The sequence below is a fragment of the Brevibacillus sp. JNUCC-41 genome, assembly GCF_014844095.1.
Lineage (GTDB): Bacteria > Bacillota > Bacilli > Bacillales > DSM-1321 > Peribacillus > Peribacillus aracenensis.
The window spans coordinates 759527-777963 of record NZ_CP062163.1 but is presented as its reverse complement, the minus strand read 5'-3'; the positions used below and the strand labels follow the sequence as shown (position 1 = coordinate 777963).

Annotated in this window: 29 protein-coding genes, 1 pseudogene and 1 riboswitch; of the genes and pseudogenes, 18 read left to right on the top strand and 12 right to left on the bottom strand. The window is 40.6% G+C overall.

The window, feature by feature from the left end:
- Positions 1-4 precede the first annotated feature (4 nt).
- From JNUCC41_RS27040 to JNUCC41_RS03805, 10 genes are all read left to right on the top strand, one after another.
- Positions 5-136, top strand: a complete 132-nt coding sequence (locus JNUCC41_RS27040) for a hypothetical protein (RefSeq protein WP_286182344.1) — start codon at positions 5-7, stop codon at positions 134-136.
- Positions 137-377: 241 nt separating this feature from the next.
- Positions 378-713: a nuclear transport factor 2 family protein gene (locus JNUCC41_RS03840; RefSeq protein ID WP_228467531.1), complete on the top strand. Its 336-nt coding sequence runs from the start codon at positions 378-380 to the stop codon at positions 711-713.
- Between the two features lie 103 nt (positions 714-816).
- A complete protein-coding gene (locus tag JNUCC41_RS03835) occupies positions 817-1290 on the top strand; it encodes a GNAT family N-acetyltransferase (RefSeq protein ID WP_228467530.1) in 474 nt (157 codons plus the stop codon).
- A gap of 128 nt (positions 1291-1418) precedes the next feature.
- A riboswitch (SAM riboswitch) is annotated at positions 1419-1530 on the top strand.
- Positions 1531-1632: 102 nt separating this feature from the next.
- A complete protein-coding gene (locus JNUCC41_RS27035; RefSeq protein ID WP_286182341.1) occupies positions 1633-1764 on the top strand; it encodes a hypothetical protein in 132 nt (43 codons plus the stop codon).
- Between the two features lie 64 nt (positions 1765-1828).
- The gene (locus JNUCC41_RS03830; protein WP_192206455.1) at positions 1829-2845 is read left to right on the top strand and encodes a methionine ABC transporter ATP-binding protein; all 1017 of its coding nucleotides are present in this window, start codon (positions 1829-1831) and stop codon (positions 2843-2845) included.
- A 20-nt stretch (positions 2846-2865) separates the two neighbouring features.
- Positions 2866-3516 carry a methionine ABC transporter permease gene (locus tag JNUCC41_RS03825; RefSeq protein ID WP_053537357.1) on the top strand — a complete coding sequence of 217 codons (651 nt, stop codon included), beginning with the start codon at positions 2866-2868 and terminating at the stop codon, positions 3514-3516.
- 21 nt (positions 3517-3537) lie between these two features.
- Positions 3538-4410 (top strand): MetQ/NlpA family ABC transporter substrate-binding protein, encoded by an 873-nt coding sequence (locus JNUCC41_RS03820; RefSeq protein WP_192206454.1) that lies wholly within the window; start codon positions 3538-3540, stop codon positions 4408-4410.
- 73 nt (positions 4411-4483) lie between these two features.
- Positions 4484-5686: a M20 family metallopeptidase gene (locus tag JNUCC41_RS03815; RefSeq protein ID WP_192206453.1), complete on the top strand. Its 1203-nt coding sequence runs from the start codon at positions 4484-4486 to the stop codon at positions 5684-5686.
- 206 nt (positions 5687-5892) lie between these two features.
- A complete protein-coding gene (locus JNUCC41_RS03810) occupies positions 5893-6099 on the top strand; it encodes a Fur-regulated basic protein FbpA (RefSeq protein ID WP_192206452.1) in 207 nt (68 codons plus the stop codon).
- A 25-nt stretch (positions 6100-6124) separates the two neighbouring features.
- Entirely contained in the window at positions 6125-6319 is a 195-nt protein-coding gene (locus JNUCC41_RS03805; RefSeq protein ID WP_192206451.1) for a Fur-regulated basic protein FbpA, read from the top strand.
- Here the strand turns inward: JNUCC41_RS03805 and JNUCC41_RS03800 are convergent.
- The 3 genes from JNUCC41_RS03800 to JNUCC41_RS03790 form a co-directional block, all read right to left on the bottom strand.
- Positions 6300-6920 carry a dienelactone hydrolase family protein gene (locus JNUCC41_RS03800; RefSeq protein WP_192206450.1) on the bottom strand — a complete coding sequence of 207 codons (621 nt, stop codon included), beginning with the start codon at positions 6918-6920 and terminating at the stop codon, positions 6300-6302. The two genes, JNUCC41_RS03805 and JNUCC41_RS03800, sit on opposite strands and share 20 nt — an antisense overlap.
- Positions 6921-6973: 53 nt before the next feature.
- Complete coding sequence (locus JNUCC41_RS03795; RefSeq protein ID WP_192206449.1) at positions 6974-7357, bottom strand: VOC family protein; 384 nt, start codon at positions 7355-7357, stop codon at positions 6974-6976.
- Between the two features lie 834 nt (positions 7358-8191).
- Positions 8192-8716 (bottom strand): histidine phosphatase family protein, encoded by a 525-nt coding sequence (locus JNUCC41_RS03790; protein ID WP_228467529.1) that lies wholly within the window; start codon positions 8714-8716, stop codon positions 8192-8194.
- 258 nt (positions 8717-8974) lie between these two features.
- Here JNUCC41_RS03790 and JNUCC41_RS03785 point away from each other — a divergent pair, with 258 nt between their 5' ends.
- The 3 genes from JNUCC41_RS03785 to JNUCC41_RS03775 all read left to right on the top strand — a co-directional run bounded on the left by JNUCC41_RS03785 (position 8975) and on the right by JNUCC41_RS03775 (position 10604).
- Positions 8975-9589 carry an undecaprenyl-diphosphatase gene (locus tag JNUCC41_RS03785; protein WP_192206447.1) on the top strand — a complete coding sequence of 205 codons (615 nt, stop codon included), beginning with the start codon at positions 8975-8977 and terminating at the stop codon, positions 9587-9589.
- 139 nt (positions 9590-9728) lie between these two features.
- Entirely contained in the window at positions 9729-10154 is a 426-nt protein-coding gene (fabZ, locus tag JNUCC41_RS03780) for a 3-hydroxyacyl-ACP dehydratase FabZ (RefSeq protein WP_192208026.1), read from the top strand.
- Between the two features lie 33 nt (positions 10155-10187).
- Positions 10188-10604 carry an NUDIX hydrolase gene (locus JNUCC41_RS03775; RefSeq protein ID WP_228467528.1) on the top strand — a complete coding sequence of 139 codons (417 nt, stop codon included), beginning with the start codon at positions 10188-10190 and terminating at the stop codon, positions 10602-10604.
- Positions 10605-10675: 71 nt separating this feature from the next.
- Here the strand turns inward: JNUCC41_RS03775 and JNUCC41_RS03770 are convergent, their stop codons facing one another.
- The gene (locus JNUCC41_RS03770) at positions 10676-11257 is read right to left on the bottom strand and encodes an LOG family protein (RefSeq protein WP_192206446.1); all 582 of its coding nucleotides are present in this window, start codon (positions 11255-11257) and stop codon (positions 10676-10678) included.
- 98 nt (positions 11258-11355) lie between these two features.
- Between JNUCC41_RS03770 and JNUCC41_RS03765 the strand changes: the two genes are divergently transcribed.
- The 3 genes from JNUCC41_RS03765 to JNUCC41_RS03755 all read left to right on the top strand — a co-directional run bounded on the left by JNUCC41_RS03765 (position 11356) and on the right by JNUCC41_RS03755 (position 15765).
- Positions 11356-11676, top strand: coding sequence for a MazG nucleotide pyrophosphohydrolase domain-containing protein (locus JNUCC41_RS03765; protein WP_192206445.1), 321 nt, complete (start codon positions 11356-11358; stop codon positions 11674-11676).
- Positions 11677-11949: 273 nt separating this feature from the next.
- On the top strand, positions 11950-12525 hold the full coding sequence (locus JNUCC41_RS03760; RefSeq protein WP_192206444.1) for a TetR/AcrR family transcriptional regulator: 576 nt from the start codon (positions 11950-11952) through the stop codon (positions 12523-12525).
- Between the two features lie 72 nt (positions 12526-12597).
- Positions 12598-15765: a bifunctional cytochrome P450/NADPH--P450 reductase gene (locus JNUCC41_RS03755; RefSeq protein WP_192206443.1), complete on the top strand. Its 3168-nt coding sequence runs from the start codon at positions 12598-12600 to the stop codon at positions 15763-15765.
- A gap of 131 nt (positions 15766-15896) precedes the next feature.
- Here JNUCC41_RS03755 and JNUCC41_RS03750 read toward each other — a convergent pair whose 3' ends face one another.
- The 5 genes from JNUCC41_RS03750 to JNUCC41_RS03730 are packed head-to-tail and all read right to left on the bottom strand — an operon-like array spanning position 15897 to position 16684.
- Complete coding sequence (locus JNUCC41_RS03750) at positions 15897-16127, bottom strand: hypothetical protein (protein ID WP_192206442.1); 231 nt, start codon at positions 16125-16127, stop codon at positions 15897-15899.
- Positions 16124-16291: a hypothetical protein gene (locus tag JNUCC41_RS03745; RefSeq protein ID WP_192206441.1), complete on the bottom strand. Its 168-nt coding sequence runs from the start codon at positions 16289-16291 to the stop codon at positions 16124-16126. Before JNUCC41_RS03745 ends, JNUCC41_RS03750 begins: the two co-directional genes overlap by 4 nt.
- Entirely contained in the window at positions 16269-16415 is a 147-nt protein-coding gene (locus JNUCC41_RS03740) for a hypothetical protein (RefSeq protein WP_192206440.1), read from the bottom strand. Before JNUCC41_RS03740 ends, JNUCC41_RS03745 begins: the two co-directional genes overlap by 23 nt.
- The gene (locus JNUCC41_RS27225; protein WP_192206439.1) at positions 16393-16560 is read right to left on the bottom strand and encodes a hypothetical protein; all 168 of its coding nucleotides are present in this window, start codon (positions 16558-16560) and stop codon (positions 16393-16395) included. The genes JNUCC41_RS03740 and JNUCC41_RS27225 overlap by 23 nt, the downstream gene beginning before the upstream one ends.
- A complete protein-coding gene (locus JNUCC41_RS03730) occupies positions 16496-16684 on the bottom strand; it encodes a hypothetical protein (RefSeq protein WP_192208358.1) in 189 nt (62 codons plus the stop codon). The genes JNUCC41_RS27225 and JNUCC41_RS03730 overlap by 65 nt, the downstream gene beginning before the upstream one ends.
- A 51-nt stretch (positions 16685-16735) precedes the next feature.
- On the opposite strand from JNUCC41_RS03730, the pseudogene JNUCC41_RS27220 reads away from it, so the two are divergent.
- Positions 16736-16798: pseudogene (locus tag JNUCC41_RS27220) on the top strand (hypothetical protein); the annotation flags it as partial.
- Between the two features lie 48 nt (positions 16799-16846).
- Here JNUCC41_RS27220 and JNUCC41_RS26630 read toward each other — a convergent pair.
- The 3 genes from JNUCC41_RS26630 to JNUCC41_RS03715 all read right to left on the bottom strand — a co-directional run bounded on the left by JNUCC41_RS26630 (position 16847) and on the right by JNUCC41_RS03715 (position 17466).
- On the bottom strand, positions 16847-17014 hold the full coding sequence (locus JNUCC41_RS26630) for a hypothetical protein (RefSeq protein ID WP_228467523.1): 168 nt from the start codon (positions 17012-17014) through the stop codon (positions 16847-16849).
- A gap of 78 nt (positions 17015-17092) precedes the next feature.
- Positions 17093-17260 carry a hypothetical protein gene (locus JNUCC41_RS03720; protein ID WP_192206437.1) on the bottom strand — a complete coding sequence of 56 codons (168 nt, stop codon included), beginning with the start codon at positions 17258-17260 and terminating at the stop codon, positions 17093-17095.
- A gap of 17 nt (positions 17261-17277) precedes the next feature.
- A complete protein-coding gene (locus tag JNUCC41_RS03715; RefSeq protein ID WP_192206436.1) occupies positions 17278-17466 on the bottom strand; it encodes a hypothetical protein in 189 nt (62 codons plus the stop codon).
- Positions 17467-17891: 425 nt separating this feature from the next.
- On the opposite strand from JNUCC41_RS03715, the gene JNUCC41_RS03710 reads away from it, so the two are divergent.
- A complete protein-coding gene (locus JNUCC41_RS03710; protein WP_192206435.1) occupies positions 17892-18341 on the top strand; it encodes an NUDIX hydrolase in 450 nt (149 codons plus the stop codon).
- Positions 18342-18437 lie beyond the last annotated feature (96 nt).

The window sequence follows — 18437 nt, the reverse complement described above, 5'->3', positions numbered from 1 at the left end:
CCTGATGGGAAAACAAACGGATGCACAGAAAAAGGAGCTGCCATTTGCAGCTCCTTCTTTTTATGGACTCAATGATGAAGATGTGGGAGGACCAGTAAGGAATAGTACGCAGCGAATGGCCGTCAAAAAGGAATGACCGCTAGTATTGTAGAATAAATTGTAACGAACACTCTGAAATCAGTCCTGAGTCCAGGTTCTGGAAATATGGAAACAAAGTAGGTATGCAAAAACGGTTAAATACAAAAAAATGCTGCTGACCGCAAAATATTAACCAACTTGATAAAAAATCTTTGCCACCATGGATCATGAATTTCACCAATAATTGAAAAAGGAGGACAAGATGAATGGATGGTGAATCTTCATTATGAAAAGAACAGTTGTATCAACTGGAGGAGAAATTGTTAAAGTCTGAAGTCCGTAAATCTCCAGAAGAGCTTTCATTATTATTGAAAGATGATTTCTTTGAGTTCGGCAGTTCGGGTAACATATGGTCAAAAAACGATTTTATGGGGCAAGAGGGAGCCGGAGCGGTGAAGCTGACACTAAGTCAATTTGATATGCATCCATTGTCTGAGGATACCGTTTTAACGACGTACCGGATTTTTGATGAAGATAAAGTGGAACATACCTTAAGGAGTTCAATCTGGAAATGTACGAATGGAAGATGGCAAATGTTTTTTCATCAAGGCACAAAAACGAAAGGGCCCCGCTAAGCCTATTATTTATGAAAAAGAAAAAAATTAATATCATAAAAATGCGTAAGTAAAATGAGATTTGGTTTTTGGAAAAACTATTTCACTAAAATGATAGGGGTGGGTGAAGCTGATCTTTCGTACTATTGATACCGATAAAGATAAAGAGATTATCATTAAATTCAGGAAAGATTCCTATGTTGTAAGTTTTGGATCTGAAGATGGTTTTGGAGATGAGAATACATATCTGCAACGAATGAAAGAACGGATCCGCAAATTTCCGGATGGACAGGTGATCATTGAAAAGGACCAAGAACCGATTGGCCAAATGGAACTTCAAATTCGTGAGTATGAAGGAATGGAAATCGGCTATGTGAATCTTTTTTATCTTATTCCCGATTACCGCAGTAAAGGCCTTGGCAAGGAATTGGTTCGCTACGCAGAAAACTTTTTCAGGCAATTTAATGTATCCGAATATCATTTAAGGGTTTCTCCGGATAATGGAAGGGCGATTCGTTTATATACGAATTCAGGCATGAAGAAGATAAGCGAAGAAAATGAAAAATACCTTGTATGGAGAATGAGCAAATCAATTTGAAGTTATGTCAATATAATTAAAAGCTATCAATTCACTATACTATAAAAATATCTAGTGTGAGGAAAACTACGGTTGACTTTAGAGAAATTAGAATATATAGTGAAGGACATAATTAAATATAACGTTAATTCTTATCAAGAGATGTGGAGGGACTTGGCCCTATGATACCTCGGCAGCGGGTTTTTACTTTTGTAAAAATACTGTGCTAATTCCAACGGACGAAAGTTTGAAAGATAAGAAGGAGCTTTTCTTAGATAATTAATTTAAGAGTTTACTCTTTTTGATGTCTAAAAGAGGCCTCTTCTGTCTGATGACGGAAGAGGCCTCTTTTGTTTATTCAAAATGTATATGGTTATTTGGAGAATTGGTGCAATTACTCGTAAGTTTGGCAGATTTACTCGTGAATTTGGCAGGTTTACTCGTGAGTTTCACGCATTTACTCGTGAATTCCAAAATTTAACCCTATCATTATGAAACTTGGCAAAGCTCTTCTCTAGATAATGAATTGGTACAAATAAACAGCATGGGGGGAGATTGGATGATTGAGTTTCAACATGTCAAAAAGGTTTATCAAACAAAGAAACAGACTGTCGAGGCTTTGAAGGGCATCAATTTGACAGTGGAAAAGGGGGATATATTCGGTGTAGTCGGTTATAGCGGGGCCGGGAAGAGTACGTTGATCCGGTTGGTCAATTTGCTTGAACATCCTTCAGGTGGTTCAGTGATTGTTGGGGGCAAGGATTTAACCAAATTGAACCCGAAGGAATTGCGGGCAGAAAAGAAAAAAATCGGGATGATCTTTCAGCATTTCAATTTGCTGAACTCAAAGACCGTTTTTGATAATATCGCCATGCCGTTGATTTTATCGGGAATCCCCGGTAAAGAAATCAAAAAGCGGGTGGGCGAGCTGTTGGAGTTCGTTGGCTTATCGAGCAAAGCAAAGAGTTATCCGGAACAATTATCCGGCGGTCAAAAGCAGCGGATCGGCATTGCGAGAGCATTGGCTACCAATCCATCGATCTTATTGTGTGATGAAGCTACCTCGGCATTGGATCCACAAACAACTAGTGCCGTTCTGCAGCTCTTAAAGAAAATCAATAAAGAATACAATATCACCATTCTGCTAATCACTCATGAGATGTCTGTCATTAGGGAAATTTGCAATAAGGTAGCAGTCATGGAAGGCGGATGCGTCGTTGAACAAGGTTCGGTTTTCGAAGTTTTTGCGAAACCGCAAACGGATATTGCAAAAAACTTCGTGAGAACGGTCATACATGACGAAATCCCACAAAGTTTCCTAAAAAGCATAGGGTCCCATATCCCGATTATTTGGAAAATTAATTTTATTGGGACTACTTCGGGTACTCCTTTACTTTCAACGATCTCGAAGAAATATGATGTTCATTTAAGTGTTTTATCAGCCAATATTTCTGAAATTCAGGAAACGCCTTTCGGGAATTTGATCATCGAAGTGACCGGGAACAAAAATGAGGTGGACAAAGCTTATAAATATATTAAAGATGAGGGGATTCTCGTCCAGGAGGTGCAGATTTAATGGGTAATACGCTTTGGGGAATGGAAATAACGGCAGATCAGCTGTCGACAGCTTTCGGTGACACACTTTATATGGTAGCCATCTCATTGGTATTTTCCGGATTGATTGGGCTTCCGCTCGGTATCCTGCTTGTCATTACAAGAAAGGGTCACATCCTGGAGAATAAATGGGTCTTTAATGTATTGAACCCGATCATCAATATATTGCGGTCGGTTCCTTTCATCATCTTGCTTGTAGCACTTATTCCGTTTACAAGAATGATTGTAGGCAGTGCAATCGGAACGAATGCGGCGATTGTTCCGTTAATCTTTTACGCGGCTCCTTATATTGCCCGGCTTGTGGAGAACTCCCTGTTGGAAGTGGACAAAGGGATCATCGAGGCAGCTCAGGCGATGGGGGCGACGACATGGCAAATCATTTACCGCTTTTTGATTCCCGAGGGACTTAGTTCGTTGATCCTTACATTTACAACAGCGACAATCGGGCTTGTTGGTTCTACGGCCATGGCAGGTGCCGTCGGTGCAGGCGGGGTCGGAGATCTAGCTTTGGCTTACGGTTATCAAAGGTTCGATACGATGACGATGATCGTCACAGTGGCGGCGCTCGTGATCATCGTTCAATTATTGCAATCCACTGGGAATTTCGTTTCAAGAAAAATCAGAAGAAGATAAACATAACAGGAGGCAGGAGAAATGAAGAAAATCTTATTAACGATCATCGTATTGGCATTGGCCATCGTGTCTGCAGCATGTGGGAAAAAAGAAGGTGCATCAGGCGGTTCGGATGATGTGAAAACAGTGAAAGTCGGTGTCAGCAGCGGGGATACGAGAACATGGGAATACATTGTCGATATAGCGAAAGAGGAAGGGCTTAATATCGAACTGGTCACTTTCAATGATTATATCCAACCGAACCTTGCGTTAAGTGAAGGTGAAATCGATGCCAATTCATTCCAAACAGTCGCTTACTTCGATGAATTCGTTCAAGATCAAAACCTGAAATTAGAAGCCATCGGGTCGACTGTCATTGCGCCTATGGGCCTTTATTCGAAAAAACATAAAAGTCTTAAGGATCTTCCGGATGGTGCTACGATTGCCGTTCCGAATGAAGCGACAAACTTCGGCCGTGCACTGCTCCTTCTTCAGGAAGCCGGATTGATTACATTGAAAGAGGAATTCAATGGATCGGGATCATTGGAAATCATTAAGGATAATCCGAAAAAATTGAAAATCCAGCCTGTTGCTGCCGGCAATACGCCTCGTCTATTGGATGATGCCGATGCTTCAGCCATCAATAATAACTTTGCCGTCGAAGCGGGCCTTACTTTAAAAGATTCATTATTCCATGAAAGTAAAACGGCGAAACCATATATTAATATCATTGCAGTTAAAAAGGGAAATGCCGATCGTCCTGAGCTGCAAAAATTAGTGGAGCTTTATCAATCGAAAAAAGTGGAAGCGTTCATTGAAAAAACGTTTAAAGGAAACACCATTCCTGCTTATGTTTCTGTAGATGAATTAGTCAATTACCAGGATGCTTGGACAAAACCAGCAAATGAAAAATAATGCTTGAGAACAAGTGCCGGATGGATTCAAGATGGCTATCCGGCTCCTTAAACCAAAAAGGGGAGATACGAATATGGCGAGAGAATTAGTGCAGAAGCGGCATCAGCAGATCATTGAAGATCATATCGACCTTCATTCCAAATTATATATCGAAACGAGTCAGGCCATTCATGCCAAACCCGAGATTGGGAATCAAGAATTCTTCGCTTCGGATACATTAACCGGAATACTTCGGAATGAAGGATTTGAAGTGACCCGCAATATTGCCGGACATGAAACAGGATTCATCGCTAAAAAAACCTCTTCAAAGAAAGGTCCCACAATTGCCTTTTTAGCCGAGTATGATGCATTGCCGGGTTTAGGTCATGCTTGCGGCCATAATATCATCGGCACAACGAGTGTTGCAGCGGGCATTTCCTTGGCTCAAGTGCTGGAGGAAACGGGCGGAGAGGTGATTGTTTTCGGAACACCGGCAGAAGAGGGCGGGCCGAATGGAAGCGCAAAAGGCAGTTTTGTGAAGCATGGTCTATTTGATGGGGTGGATGCGGCCATCCTTATCCATCCTGCCGGGAAAACGGGTGTCACAAGTCCGTTTTTGGCTGTCGACCCTCTTGATTTTCATTTTTACGGGAAGTCAGCGCATGCAGCAGCTGCACCTGAAGAAGGCGTGAATGCACTTGACGCGGTGATTCAGCTGTTCAATGGCATTAATGCTTTGCGCCAGCAGCTCCCAGCCGAGGTCAAAATCCACGGAATCATCACCAATGGCGGGGAAGCGCCTAACATCATTCCTGAATATGCTTCCGCCAGATTTTACATTAGAGCCACAACATGGAAACTTTGCCAAGAGGTGTCCAAAAAAATACGTGCTGTTGCTGAAGGTGCAGCACTTGCCACAGGAAGTAACGTGAAAGTTGAACGCTTCCAAAATGAAGTGCTCGATTTTGTCATTAATCCAGTCCTGGATGAACTGTTAAAAGAAGAACTGGCTCAATTAGGGGAAGCGGTGGCTCCCCGAAAAGAGAGCGGCTATGGTTCGACGGATGCAGGTAATGTAAGCCATGTAGTGCCGACAGCACATCCTTACATAAAAATTGGCCATGATGAGCTGATTGCCCATACGAATGAATTCCGCGACTGTGCCAAATCTCCTGCTGGAGACAAAGCCATCCTGACCGGAGCAAAAGCCCTTGCACTTACAGGGTATAAATTGATTTCGGATCAAGACCTGTTGGATAAAGTGAAAGCAGCATTTCATGAAGCGAAGCAAAAATAAATAAGATGCAGGAAAAAAATTATTGACTGCGGATTACAGAGTTAGTATCATTAAAAATAACAATACCTAGTAATTAAATAGGAATTATAAGTTAATTGACCGGAAAACCGGAGACTTTTCTTTCATGTAAAGAGGTGTCTCCGGTTTTTTTGAATGGGCAACCCGAAAGATTATCTTTCAATACGTATAAAAAAGGAGGATTTAACTTGGGGATATTATTACGTAAAGCGATTGAGAAAAAAAGAAACTTCCTGATAAACAAGTTAATTAACGAGGGGGTTTATAAAAAGAATGACAGACATCTATTTGAATTGACCTTAACCGATTTAGAGAATGAATATATGAAAATAAGTAAAATCGGGGAGAAGGAATCCGACGATCATTCCCCCTGTCTAAGGGTACATTTCATATAATATCAGAATAAAAGGAGAGGGAGAAATGAGGAAGGGCGTAGAAGAAAGGCGGAAGGCATTGATCTATAAACTGATGATCCATACTGTAAATAAGAGTTTGGAACAGTTGATGAAGTTAACTTTAAAAGAATTGGAAACAGAGTATAAAAAGGTTCAAAATGACTGTCATCCCCATAGTGATGCGGGTTCGATACATTGGATCAATGCAAAACGGCATTAGGCCGAAGTTCATGATCCATAAAAAATTTCATCATTTTGCTAACGGCTTTCTGTGCTGATTCTGCATGATAGTTTGAGCTGTAAGGGTCGCTGAATCCGTGTTTTCCATTGAATTTATGAATTTCGACATTCTGTATTTCTAAAGCTGAAATTAACTCGTCCACATTAAATGAAGGCTCTTCCAGTGGGAAAAATAGCAATGCAGGGCATTGTGGCGCTAACTCTGCATAATTCCTAATACGCGAACCGTAGTATCCAACTATTCCATCGACACATTCTTCCTCACTGCACAGCCATGCTACAGTTGCCCCTGCACTGAATCCAAGGATAAAAATCTTTTGGTATTCATCTTTAATATCCGATAATATATCCTTTATTTTATGTAAAGCGCCCGTGAAACCTACGTTCTCCATAAAATGCCGATACGCAGCCTCCTCTTGGGAATAATCAAAAGGCGTCTCCCGTTCTAACAAATCCGGACAAATCACATCAAAACCCTGTTTTGATAATAACTCACAAAAACCCTGCATATGTTGGTTCAGTCCATATATTTCGTGAATGACAATGATGACAGTATCGGAATTTTTCTGAATGTGCAGCATATTTACCCCTCCAAAACTAAACTATATATAAAAGCCGACCAGTTCTTTTATCCTTAACCATTACAAATCATAAGTACATTACCATCAGGATCTTGAAAGTTAAAGTATGCAAAATCCCCAATACGCTCTATTTCTTTAACAATAGATATGTTATTACCCTTAATGAATTTATAGGCTTCATCTACATCATTTACGTAGAAATTAAACAATACATGGCTGGAGGGTTCGTATCTAAAATCAGGATCAAATGTATGGTCGTCTAACGTTAATCCAGTTTCATATGCTATAGGAATATTGTAAACCGGCGATTCTACAGAATCACTATTATGAGGAATGCCAAGGAGATTACAATACCATCCAGCTGATTTTTTTAAATCTTTAACATGAATGAAAACATTGTTAACTTTAGGGTAAATAGGAGAATTTATTGATTTCATACGTTACCACCTTTCGTTGAACCTTACCTAAGAATTCAACAGGTCTCCATAAAAACCCTTTTTTATCAACAAGTAGACTTACATATTCAACCGCTGCACAGAAACGTCCATTTTTTTATGCGTGTCAGCCTTTTCCCCTGTATATTACATAAAGAAAAAGCCCTCATAAAGACAGCTTGTAAATAGTCTATTTAAAAATGAATTCAGACAAAGCCCGCCCACTTCTTTGTTACGAATTTCTGAAGGAATTTGATTTTAAATAAAGTAAAATTAATGCACAATACTACAACTAGAACGCATATCATTTGAAGCCAAAAAGAAATACCTACAATGAATAGTGTAATCCCATACGCAACACTTTCCCATTTCAATTTTTTGCCACCTTAGGATTTAAGTTTTTCCCTTCGGGTCATTGTTCCATTAACATGCCGCGTCCATTAAAAAATCTAGCCTACCATTGTGTTATCGTGAAAAAAATAATGGTAATCAGCAGTAAAATAAAGTGCAGCCAAACTATGAATTTAATAATTAATGCTGCCCAGACTTTTTGGCGTTGACCATAGTGGAAGACAATCAAAGAAAAAAAGAGACAGGCCATTCCCCTAAAAATATCTCCATCCATAAAGAATGAAATCAGGTTTATCAAGGAAGCCATGATAAATAAAACTAGGTACCCCTTGAATATCTTTTGTTTCCTTTGTATCTCGTGTTCGAATTGATACATTCCTATTACCTCTGAATCACCTTTAATTTACAACTATATTATACCAAGTACTCAACTATCCTGCCCTGTTATCACATAAAGAAAAGACTGCCTAAAGAAAGCCCTGATCGTTAGCTATATTCCAGATGCGTAGTACTATTTAAAAATCTTATTAGTTTGTATGGATGATCCGTATACTCAAGAAGATGTATTCCTGTATTATGAGAATTGAACCACACATCATTAATTGCGGGTGGTAATTGAAGAAAGCTTTCAATAATTTTAGTAATCATCCCTCCATGGGATATAATAGCAATTCGTTTATAATTTGCACTGTTTTCTCTAATATAAGAAAGTACACTTTGAGCCCGTAATCTAAAATCCAAATGATTCTCCCTATCCTGCATCTCTCGTAAATCATCCAGGAATGTTACTGGACATTTAATAGTAGTTGATAAAGTTTCGGCAGTTTCACTAGCCCGAAGCAAGGTACTCGACCATATGAATTCTGGTGGAAACTCTTCGGATACACGTCTGCACATTTTTTCTACTTGTGCAACTCCCTTAATGGTTAGGGGTAAATCAGTAGTCCCTTCGTAATTTTCTTCTAGAAAATCGTCTTCTGACTCACCATGCCGAATTATTAGTATCTGCAAGATATCACCTCTATTTTGTTTATTCATCCCAATTAATAATTCTATTCAACGTTAATAAAACCTTTAAATGAATAAAAATTGAACGATTAGGTATAACTCCATTAAAGTTTATAAAGTCGTATCATGTCTTTTTTATATAGATATGGTGCAACCATGTGACAAAATTGTTAGATAATGGATCAAACTGTTAGGAAGAACGATGGAGATATACTTCCTTTCTCTTTAATATGTAAGAAAAAGAGGAAGGTTGGGTAAGGAATGGATTTTTTTGAGCTGAATATCAATGTATTTAGAATGATTAATGACCTAGGGAAACAATATGATTATTTAAACCCTTCTGCCATTTTCATTGCCGAGTATATGGTTTTTTTCTTAGCATTAGCTGTCATCGTAATATGGTTCACTCGAAATGAGCAGAGTAGAATGATGATTGTTTGTGGGATGATTACATTTGTAATAGCAGAAATGATGGGGAAAATGGCCGGGAAATTGCATTCAAACAATCAGCCATTTGCTGAATTGACCAATGTTAATAAGTTGATTGAGAAGGCAGTGGATAATTCATTTCCAAGCGATCACACCATCTTGTTTTTCTCTTTTTGTGTATCCTTTTGGCTTTTCAAAAGAGGATGGTGGCTGTTATGGATCATGCTGGCTTTCCTTGTTGGCATTTCCCGTATTTGGGTAGGTGTCCACTTTCCAGCGGATGTGCTGGCAGGAGCTATCCTGAGCACCATTTCAGGCTTGGCGGTTTACGTTGTTGTTCCTAAAATAAGCCTGATTCATAAATTATTAGGGGGCTATGAGAGGTGTGAACAAATGATTCTATCCCCGTTAACAAAAGCGAAGGAAAAAAGATCAAAGGATTTGTAGGCGGAATCAAAAAACAGGTTGCTCAGGCAGCCTTTTTTTGTTGAACGAAGTGCAGTGTGATAAATACAAAAATATCCACATCATGTTGTTGGATGGTAAAATAAAGGGAAAACAATCCATTGCAATGGGGGACCTAATATTGATTGATATCCAAGAAATCAAAGATATTATCAGACATCGCTATCCATTTCTTTTAGTTGATAGAGTACTGGAATTGGAAGAAGGAAAGAGAGCGGTGGCCATTAAAAATGTTTCAGCAAATGAAGAGTTTTTTACTGGCCATTTTCCAAATTATCCAGTGATGCCAGGCGTATTGATCGTTGAAGCTTTAGCACAGGTAAGTGCTGTTGTCATGCTTACAATAGAAGAAAATAAAGGGCGGATCGGGCTTTTGGCTGGAATCGATGGATGTCGTTTTAAAAAGCAAGTAAGGCCAGGGGACCAGTTACGTTTAGAAGTAGAGATTACTCGCTTGAAAGGTCCCATCGGTAAAGGAAAAGGAAGGGCTACTGTCGATGGAGAAACTGTATGCGAGACAGAGCTCATATTTGCTTTTGGTGATTGATCTAACATGTGCAATAACGGGGGAATGATGGTTATGCCGATAAAAAAAGCTTACGGGTATGTGACGAGAATCAATAATGGAGAAACACAGGTATTGGTTTTTCAACATCCCATTAAGGAAGCGGGCATACAGATACCCAAGGGAACAGTGAGGCCTCAAGAAGATGCTTGCCAAGCAGTGATTAGGGAAATGAAAGAAGAAACAGGTCTGGAAAATTTTCATGTGCAGAAATTAATTGCAGAAGATTTTTGGGAGAACGCCGACGGTGCCGTACATAGTAGATATTTTTACCAAATACATGTATACGATGTTCCTGATGAATGGGACCATCAACCAACGGGTGGAGGAGATGAAGAGGGGCTGACATTTCATTTCTTCTGGATTTCATCCGAACATGAAGTGCAACTTAGTAAAGGGCATGGAGATTATTTAAACCTGATATTCAATTAGCACATCAGTGCGCAGCAGTTTATCACAACCGGCCAAGGTCATTATTGATCTTGGCCGGCTGTTTTTTATGATCAGGTTTGTTTTTCGGTAATGAAAGTTTTTACGCTTGGCGGTTCATATGTATTAAATTGATCAAGAAGTCCATTTGGTTCAACATCTACCAGCGCCATGGAACGGAATTTTTCATGCAGGAACTGTTCGTCGGACATATGATTGAATAAAGCGACCAAAGGATCATAATAGTGATTGATATTCAAGAGTCCGCAAGGTTTTTGGTGAAGTCCGAGCTGAGCCCAAGTGAAAATCTCAAAGAATTCTTCCAATGTTCCTGGCCCGCCTGGCAAAGCCATGAACCCATCTGCAAGCTCAGCCATTTTTGCTTTTCTTTCATGCATGGATTCCACGACGATCAATTCAGTTAAGTTCTTATGCGCTATTTCCTTTTTTTCTAGAAAATCTGGCATGACTCCAACTACTTTTCCGCCTGCTTCCAGAACGGAATCTGCAACTGCGCCCATGATTCCTACACTTGAGCCCCCGTAGACAAGGGTAATATTACGTTTTGCCAATTCCGCACCCAGTTTTTTAGCCTCATCTACATACACAGCAGATGCACCTTTGCTTGATCCACAAAATACAGCTAGACTTTTCAAAATATCACATCTCCCACTTAGTAATCTTCCTTTCTTATCATACAAAATTCAGGAAGATTTGTTAAACTTGAATTAATCTAACTGAAAGGTGGATGAATATGAACGTCACTGAATTTCAACAATGGGTAAAAGATTATTATGAATCACGAGGATGGTCAGAATTGGACATTTTCATTCGCATCGGCTTTTTGGCAGAAGAAACTGGCGAGGTGGCACGAGCCATTCGCTCCCTTGAAATTGGCAGGGATAGACCTGATGAGGTTATTGGCTCGTATGAAGAAAACAAACAGGAGTTAACCGAAGAATTGGGAGATGTACTAGGAAACTTGATTGTGATTGCGAACAAGTACAGTATTCCATTGGAAGAAGTGTTCATTGCCCATAAAAAGAAACTATCTGAACGCTATCATCATGCATAAGAACCTTTGATTCAATTGATTAACATGAAAATCATCCTGTTTTAAACTTGAAGAGCTGTGACTAACAGCTTTTTTTATTCGCAAACGATAGTTCGTATTACCTGTTTAATTCCTCGAAAATAAAAAAATCCAGACTTTCATCCCCCTTTGTTAACAAATAATTCACAAAATCTGGGTAGTATGCGCGATTGAGATGGGATTTTATTGGGTATACACTTACACTGAAAGGAATGAACATTCATTCCGCATCTTGAAAAAAAGGGGTGAATCATTATGATCACAGCAGTAAATAAACGAGACAGTATAGTATCCAGCGCTTTAGAGCTATTCGCAGAACGGGGGTATGATGCGACGACGATTCCGATGATTGCTACATCGGCTGGAGTTGGAGCGGGTACCATTTATCGTTATTTCGAGAATAAGGAAGTGCTGGGCAACAAGATTTTTCAAGAGTACTTGGATATTTTTACTGAAACGGTCAAGAGTGGATTTCCTCATGATGATTCAATTCGCAATCAGTTTCACCATATTTTTAAATCAATGGTTCACTTTACAACCGAGCAGGACCAAGCAATTTATTTTATTAAAATCCATAGTGGAGCCCATTTTTTAAATGAAGATAGTCATGCTAGCTTTCAAGGGCTATTGGATATATTTAGAAATTTTTTCGAGTCAGGAAAAGAGAAAAAAGAAATAAAGGAGCTTCCTTCTTCCGCTTTGATTGCCATCATTTATGGAGCTTTTCTTGAGCTTGAGCGACTTGTTCGCATCCGGGAGTTAGATCCTGACCCAAAACTTTTAGCAGATGTGGAAGAAAGCTTTTGGGATGCAGTCCGATTGCACGCTTGATGAATTTTTAACATGTAAACGGAATGAACGTTCATTCCGTATTCTAAACTATTGTAAAGAGGTGCTAATAAAATGGAAAACACAACTCAGTTTCCACAGCCAAAGACATATGGCCCCCTAGGCAGCCTACCTATCATTGATAAGGATAAGCCGCTTCAGTCCTTCATGAAGCTGGCACGAGAACTTGGGCCGGTTTTTCAGTTTCAATTTCCGGGTCGAATCGCTACATTCGTATCCAGTGCTGCCCTCGCAAAAGAAATTTGTGATGAAACAAGGTTTGATAAGAAAGTCGGTCCAGCCCTGCAAAAAGTGAGAGCATTTGGCGGCGATGGCCTTTTCACAAGTGAAACGACGGAGCCGAATTGGAAAAAGGCCCATAACATCCTGCTGCCAAGCTTTAGCCAGCAAGCAATGAAGGGATATCATGCCAAAATGGTGGATCTTGCTATCCAACTCATTCAAAAATGGGCCCGCCTGAATCCGGCTGATGGGATAGATGTTCCTGAAGATATGACACGATTGACCTTGGATACGATCGGACTCTGCGGGTTCAATTACCGTTTTAACAGCTTTTATCGGGAGACCACCCATCCATTTGTCAACAGTATGGTGCGTGCGTTGGATGAAGCGATGAGCCAAACGCAGCGGCTTGGCATCCAAGATAAACTGATGATCAAATCTAAAAAACAATTCAGGGAAGACATTCAATATATGTTCTCTCTAGTGGATGAAATGATTGCTGAGAGAAAACAAAATGGTGATCAGGGAGAAGATGACCTTCTTTCTCATATGTTGAAAGGAGTCGATCCCGAAACCGGCGTATCACTTGATGATGAAAATATTCGCTTTCAAATCATTACCTTTTTAATAGCTGGGCATGAAACGACGAGCGGTCTCCTATCGTTCGCCATCTATTTCCTCATGAATAACAGAGATAAGTTAAAAAAAGCGCAGCAGGAAGTCGATGAAGTGCTGGGTGATGATGTTCCTGATTACAAACAAGTGAAAAAGCTGAAATATGTAAGGATGGTGCTGAATGAAACGCTTCGTCTGTGGCCGACTGCTCCGGCATTTTCCGTTTATGCGAAAGAAGATACCATGCTGGGTGGAAAATATAATGTGAAGAAAGGTGATGTGTTCTCGCTGCTCATTCCCGAACTACACCGTGATCCATCCGTTTGGGGCGATGATGTTGAATCGTTCATTCCAGAGCGGTTCGAGGATTTGGATTCCATCCCTTATCATGCTTATAAACCGTTTGGAAACGGGCAGCGCGCCTGTATCGGACAGCAGTTTGCCCTTCATGAAGCGACACTGGTGCTTGGTATGGTTTTACAGCACTTTGACTTGATTGATCATGAAGAATATCAATTGGATGTTAAAGAAACTTTGACTCTCAAACCGGACGGATTGACCATGCGCGTTTCACCGAGGAAGCCGGTGATGTCATTTACCGCTGCTCCTCCGGAATCAAAGCCAGCGGACAAAGGAGCCACGGTATCTCCAAGCGAATCAGCACATGGGACACCATTACTCGTCCTGTTTGGATCAAATATGGGAACAGCGGAAGGGGTTGCTCGTGACCTTGCCGAAACAGGGAAGCGACAAGGCTTCAATGCTAAGGTTGCCCCGTTAAATGATTACACCGATCGGCTTCCCAAAGAAGGAGCTGTTCTTATAGTCACGGCATCTTATAATGGAAATCCACCGGATAATGCAGGTGACTTCGTTTCATGGCTGAAGGAAAGCAAGGGTAACACATTGGATGGTGTTCAATATGCGATCTTCGGCTGCGGGGACCGCAATTGGGCCAATACGTACCAACGCATTCCAATCCTCATTGATGAGCGGCTGGAACAAAAAGGAGCAGTAAGGCTGTCGGAAACAGGCTATGGAGATGCAAGCGATGACTTTGAAGGGGATTACGAGAAATGGACAGAAGCACTTTGGCCGAATCTTGCCAAAAGCCTGAACATAGAAGTGGATAGGAATGATCGGGCAGTCAGCTCGATTACAATGAACTTCGTAAGCGATGTGAGCGGCACACCACTTGCCCGCACCCATCATGCTTTTACTTCCATCGTAAAAAGGAATGTAGAATTACAACATGCAGATAGCGGAAGAAGCACACGGCATATAGAATTAACTCTGCCAGAGGGAATACACTATCAGGAAGGCGATCATCTCGGTGTACTTCCGCAAAATCCATCGGAACTTGTCGAGCGAGTGCTCAGTCGATTTAACCTGAACGGTCAAGATTACGTGAATCTGACTGGGGATTCCGGAAAAGCTGCCCATCTTCCTACAGGAAAACCGGTAAAACTAGAAGAGTTACTATCAAACCATGTGGAGTTCCAAGAACCCGCCACCCGGTCTCAAATTCGGGCGCTTGCCACTCATACGGTATGTCCTCCGCATGTAAAAGAACTTGAAGATCTTCTTTTGGACAGTACCTATAAACAAGAAATCCTGAACAAGCGCATAACCATGCTTGATCTTATAGAAAAGTATCCTGCATGTGATATCCCATTTGAACGTTTCTTGGCTTTACTGCCACCTTTAAAAGCCAGATACTATTCTATCTCAAGCTCACCACTCCACAAAGAAGGAGAAGCAAGCATCACCGTCAGCGTCGTCCGTGGAGAAGCCTTGAGCGGAAACGGGGAATACAAAGGAATTGCATCGAATTATTTGGCAGAACGCTCCCAAGGAGACAAAATAGCCTGCTTTATCAATACGCCGCTATCCAACTTCCAACTTCCAGAGAAAACAGGAAAACCAATCATCATGATTGGCCCTGGGACAGGAATTGCACCATTCAGGGGATTCATACAGGCACGCCGCGCTTTGAAAGAAAAAGGTGAAACTTTAGGGGCTGCTCACCTTTACTTTGGATGCCGTAATCCGGAACACGATTTCCTCTATCAAGAAGAACTCGTGCAAGCCGAACAAGAAGGCCTTGTAACACTGCACACCGCTTACTCCAGATGTCCCGGTCAAGAAAAAACATATGTCCAGAACCGATTAGCGGAAAACGCCCAAGACATCCTTCCTTTATTAAAAGAAGGCGGGCACCTATACATCTGCGGAGACGGAAGCAAAATGGCACCCGATGTTGAACGAACACTAATCGAAAGCTATATGCATTTCTATCAAACATCTAAAGAAGAAGCCACAGTATGGCTGCAATCATTAGAGGAAAATGGCAGATATGCCAAAGATGTTTGGGCAGGAGCATAAATAGGAGGTGCAGCGATTCTTAAGGGAATCGCTGCTTTCTTTATGCATGAAATGATAAAAATGCAAACTCACGAGTAAATAGCGTGAATTCACGAGTAAACAGTGTAAATTCACGAGTAAACAGTGCGAATTCACGAGTAAAATGCGAATTCACGAGTAAACAGCGCGAATTCACGAGTAAACAGCGTAAATTCACGAGTAAACAGTGTGAATTCGCGAGTAAACAGTGCGAATTCGCGAGTAAACAGTGTGAATTCACGAGTAAACAGTATGAATTCACGAGTAAAATGCGAATTCACGAGTAAATAGCGTGAATTCACGAGTAAACAGTGTAAATTCACGAGTAAACAGTGCGAATTCACGAGTAAAATGCGAATTCACGAGTAAACAGCGCGAATTCACGAGTAAACAGCGTAAATTCACGAGTAAACAGTGTGAATTCGCGAGTAAACAGTGCGAATTCGCGAGTAAACAGTGTGAATTCACGAGTAAACAGTGCGAATTCACGAGTAAAATGCGAATTCACGAGTAAATAGCGTGAATTCACGAGTAAACAGTGCGAATTCGCGAGTAAACAGTGTGAATTCACGAGTAAACAGTGTGAATTCACGAGTAAATAGTGCAGATTCACGAGTAAAATGCGAATTCACGAGTAAACAGCGCAAACTCACGAGTAAAGAGTGCGAATTCACGAGTAAACAGCGCAAACTCACGAGTAAAGAATGCAGATTCACGAGTAAAATGAGAATTCACGAGTAAACAGTGCGAATTCACGAGTAAACAGCGCGAATTCACGAGTAAAGAGTGCAGATTCACGAGTAAAATGAGAATTCACGAGTAAACAGTGCGAATTCACGAGTAAACAGCGCAAACTCACGAGTAAACAGTGCGAATTCACGAGTAAACAGCGTAAATTCACGAGTAAAATGCGAATTCACGAGTAAACAGTGTGAATTCACGAGTAAACAGTATGAATTCACGAGTAAATAGCGTAAATTCACGAGTAAACAGTGCGAATTCACGAGTAAACAGCGCAAACTCACGAGTAAACAGTGCGAATTCACGAGTAAACAGCGTAAATTCACGAGTAAAATGCGAATTCACGAGTAAACAGTGTGAATTCACGAGTAAACAGCGCAAATTCACGAGTAAACAGCGTAAATTCACGAGTAAACAGTGTGAATTCACGAGTAAATAGTGCAGATTCACGAGTAAAATGCGAATTCACGAGTAAACAGCGCAAACTCACGAGTAAACAGCGCATTCACGAGTAAACAGTGCGAATTCACGAGTAAACAGCGCGAATTCACGAGTAAATAGTGCAGATTCACGAGTAAAATGAGAATTCACGAGTAAACAGTGCGAATTCACGAGTAAACAGCGCAAACTCACGAGTAAACTGTGCGAATTCACGAGTAAACAGCGTAAATTCACGAGTAAAATGCGAATTCACGAGTAAACAGTGTGAATTCACGAGTAAACAGCGCAAATTCACGAGTAAAGAATGCAGATTCACGAGTAAAATGAGAATTCACGAGTAAACAGTGTGAATTCACGAGTAAACAGCGCAAATTCACGAGTAAAGAATGCAGATTCACGAGTAAAATGAGAATTCACGAGTAAACAGTGTGAATTCACGAGTAAACAGCGCAAATTCACGAGTAAACAGTGCGAATTCACGAGTAAACAGTGTGAATTCACGAGTAAACAGCTCATTCACGAGTAAACAGTGTAAATTCACGAGTAAACAGTATGAATTCACGAGTAAATAGCGTAAATTCACGAGTAAACAGTGCGAATTCGCGAGTAAAATGCAAACTCACGAGTAAACATCGCAAACTCGGGTAATACCGCTCAATTTCACGAATATATGCGCTGAAAATAGAAGTATTGGAACTAATGGGGAGTGCATTCATACATTGGCGGAGAGCGTTTACGGATTCTTTATTCATTGTTAAAATTTAAGAATGTGTTAATACTTTGGAGGCAGCAGAAGTGAAAAAAGCCAATGATTTTAGGCAAAGATCTTTCCTATAAAAAGGGGTTAAGTATTTTTTAGCATCACTCTTATTAAGCTGCCTAGCCATGAAGTACATTAATTAACGATAAAGGGGTCACTTTGAATAATGTTTAAGTATACGGTTTGTTTTGTAAAGAAGAATAATGAACTGCTCATGCTTAACCGGGAGAAAGCTCCTATTATGGGTGTTTGGAACGGGGTGGGGGGCAAAATCGAGAAAGGTGAAACACCTGATATAGGTGCACAGCGTGAGGTATATGAGGAAACGGGCATAGACGTAGGGACCTTTTTTTCTAAAGGAACCGTAACCTGGGAAACTCCAGAAGGTGAATTGGAGGGAATATATGTATATTTGTATATGGCAGATGCAGATTTACTATATGAAACACCGAAAAAAACGCGGGAAGGCATTCTTGATTGGAAATCCATTGATTGGATACTTCATCCGCTTAATCTCGGAATTGCCGAGATGGTCGCACAGTATTTGCCGGTTTTATTGAAAAAAGAAGGAATCCATGCATTCACTCACAAAAATGGACAGACATATATTTCATGAACAAGCCTTACTTAAAAAAGGGATACTACAAACCTAGTATCCCTTCCAATAAGTTAAGCATTCTCGCAGCTAAATAAGGCGGCAGAGTTTGCTGAC

What these genes read in the sequence shown, in the direction of transcription:
- JNUCC41_RS03710 (WP_192206435.1), top strand. Translation starts at nt 17,892, where the DNA reads ATGTTTAAGTATACGGTTTGTTTTGTAAAGAAGAATAATGAACTGCTC.
- JNUCC41_RS03765 (WP_192206445.1), top strand. Translation starts at nt 11,356, where the DNA reads ATGAACGTCACTGAATTTCAACAATGGGTAAAAGATTATTATGAATCA.
- JNUCC41_RS03760 (WP_192206444.1), top strand. Translation starts at nt 11,950, where the DNA reads ATGATCACAGCAGTAAATAAACGAGACAGTATAGTATCCAGCGCTTTA.
- JNUCC41_RS27035 (WP_286182341.1), top strand. Translation starts at nt 1,633, where the DNA reads ATGTATATGGTTATTTGGAGAATTGGTGCAATTACTCGTAAGTTTGGC.
- JNUCC41_RS03795 (WP_192206449.1), bottom strand. Translation starts at nt 7,357, where the DNA reads ATGAAATCAATAAATTCTCCTATTTACCCTAAAGTTAACAATGTTTTC.
- JNUCC41_RS03775 (WP_228467528.1), top strand. Translation starts at nt 10,188, where the DNA reads ATGCCGATAAAAAAAGCTTACGGGTATGTGACGAGAATCAATAATGGA.
- JNUCC41_RS03785 (WP_192206447.1), top strand. Translation starts at nt 8,975, where the DNA reads ATGGATTTTTTTGAGCTGAATATCAATGTATTTAGAATGATTAATGAC.
- JNUCC41_RS03755 (WP_192206443.1), top strand. Translation starts at nt 12,598, where the DNA reads ATGGAAAACACAACTCAGTTTCCACAGCCAAAGACATATGGCCCCCTA.
- JNUCC41_RS27040 (WP_286182344.1), top strand. Translation starts at nt 5, where the DNA reads ATGGGAAAACAAACGGATGCACAGAAAAAGGAGCTGCCATTTGCAGCT.
- JNUCC41_RS03825 (WP_053537357.1), top strand. Translation starts at nt 2,866, where the DNA reads ATGGAAATAACGGCAGATCAGCTGTCGACAGCTTTCGGTGACACACTT.
- JNUCC41_RS03805 (WP_192206451.1), top strand. Translation starts at nt 6,125, where the DNA reads ATGAGGAAGGGCGTAGAAGAAAGGCGGAAGGCATTGATCTATAAACTG.
- JNUCC41_RS03815 (WP_192206453.1), top strand. Translation starts at nt 4,484, where the DNA reads ATGGCGAGAGAATTAGTGCAGAAGCGGCATCAGCAGATCATTGAAGAT.
- JNUCC41_RS03820 (WP_192206454.1), top strand. Translation starts at nt 3,538, where the DNA reads ATGAAGAAAATCTTATTAACGATCATCGTATTGGCATTGGCCATCGTG.
- JNUCC41_RS03800 (WP_192206450.1), bottom strand. Translation starts at nt 6,920, where the DNA reads ATGCTGCACATTCAGAAAAATTCCGATACTGTCATCATTGTCATTCAC.
- JNUCC41_RS03830 (WP_192206455.1), top strand. Translation starts at nt 1,829, where the DNA reads ATGATTGAGTTTCAACATGTCAAAAAGGTTTATCAAACAAAGAAACAG.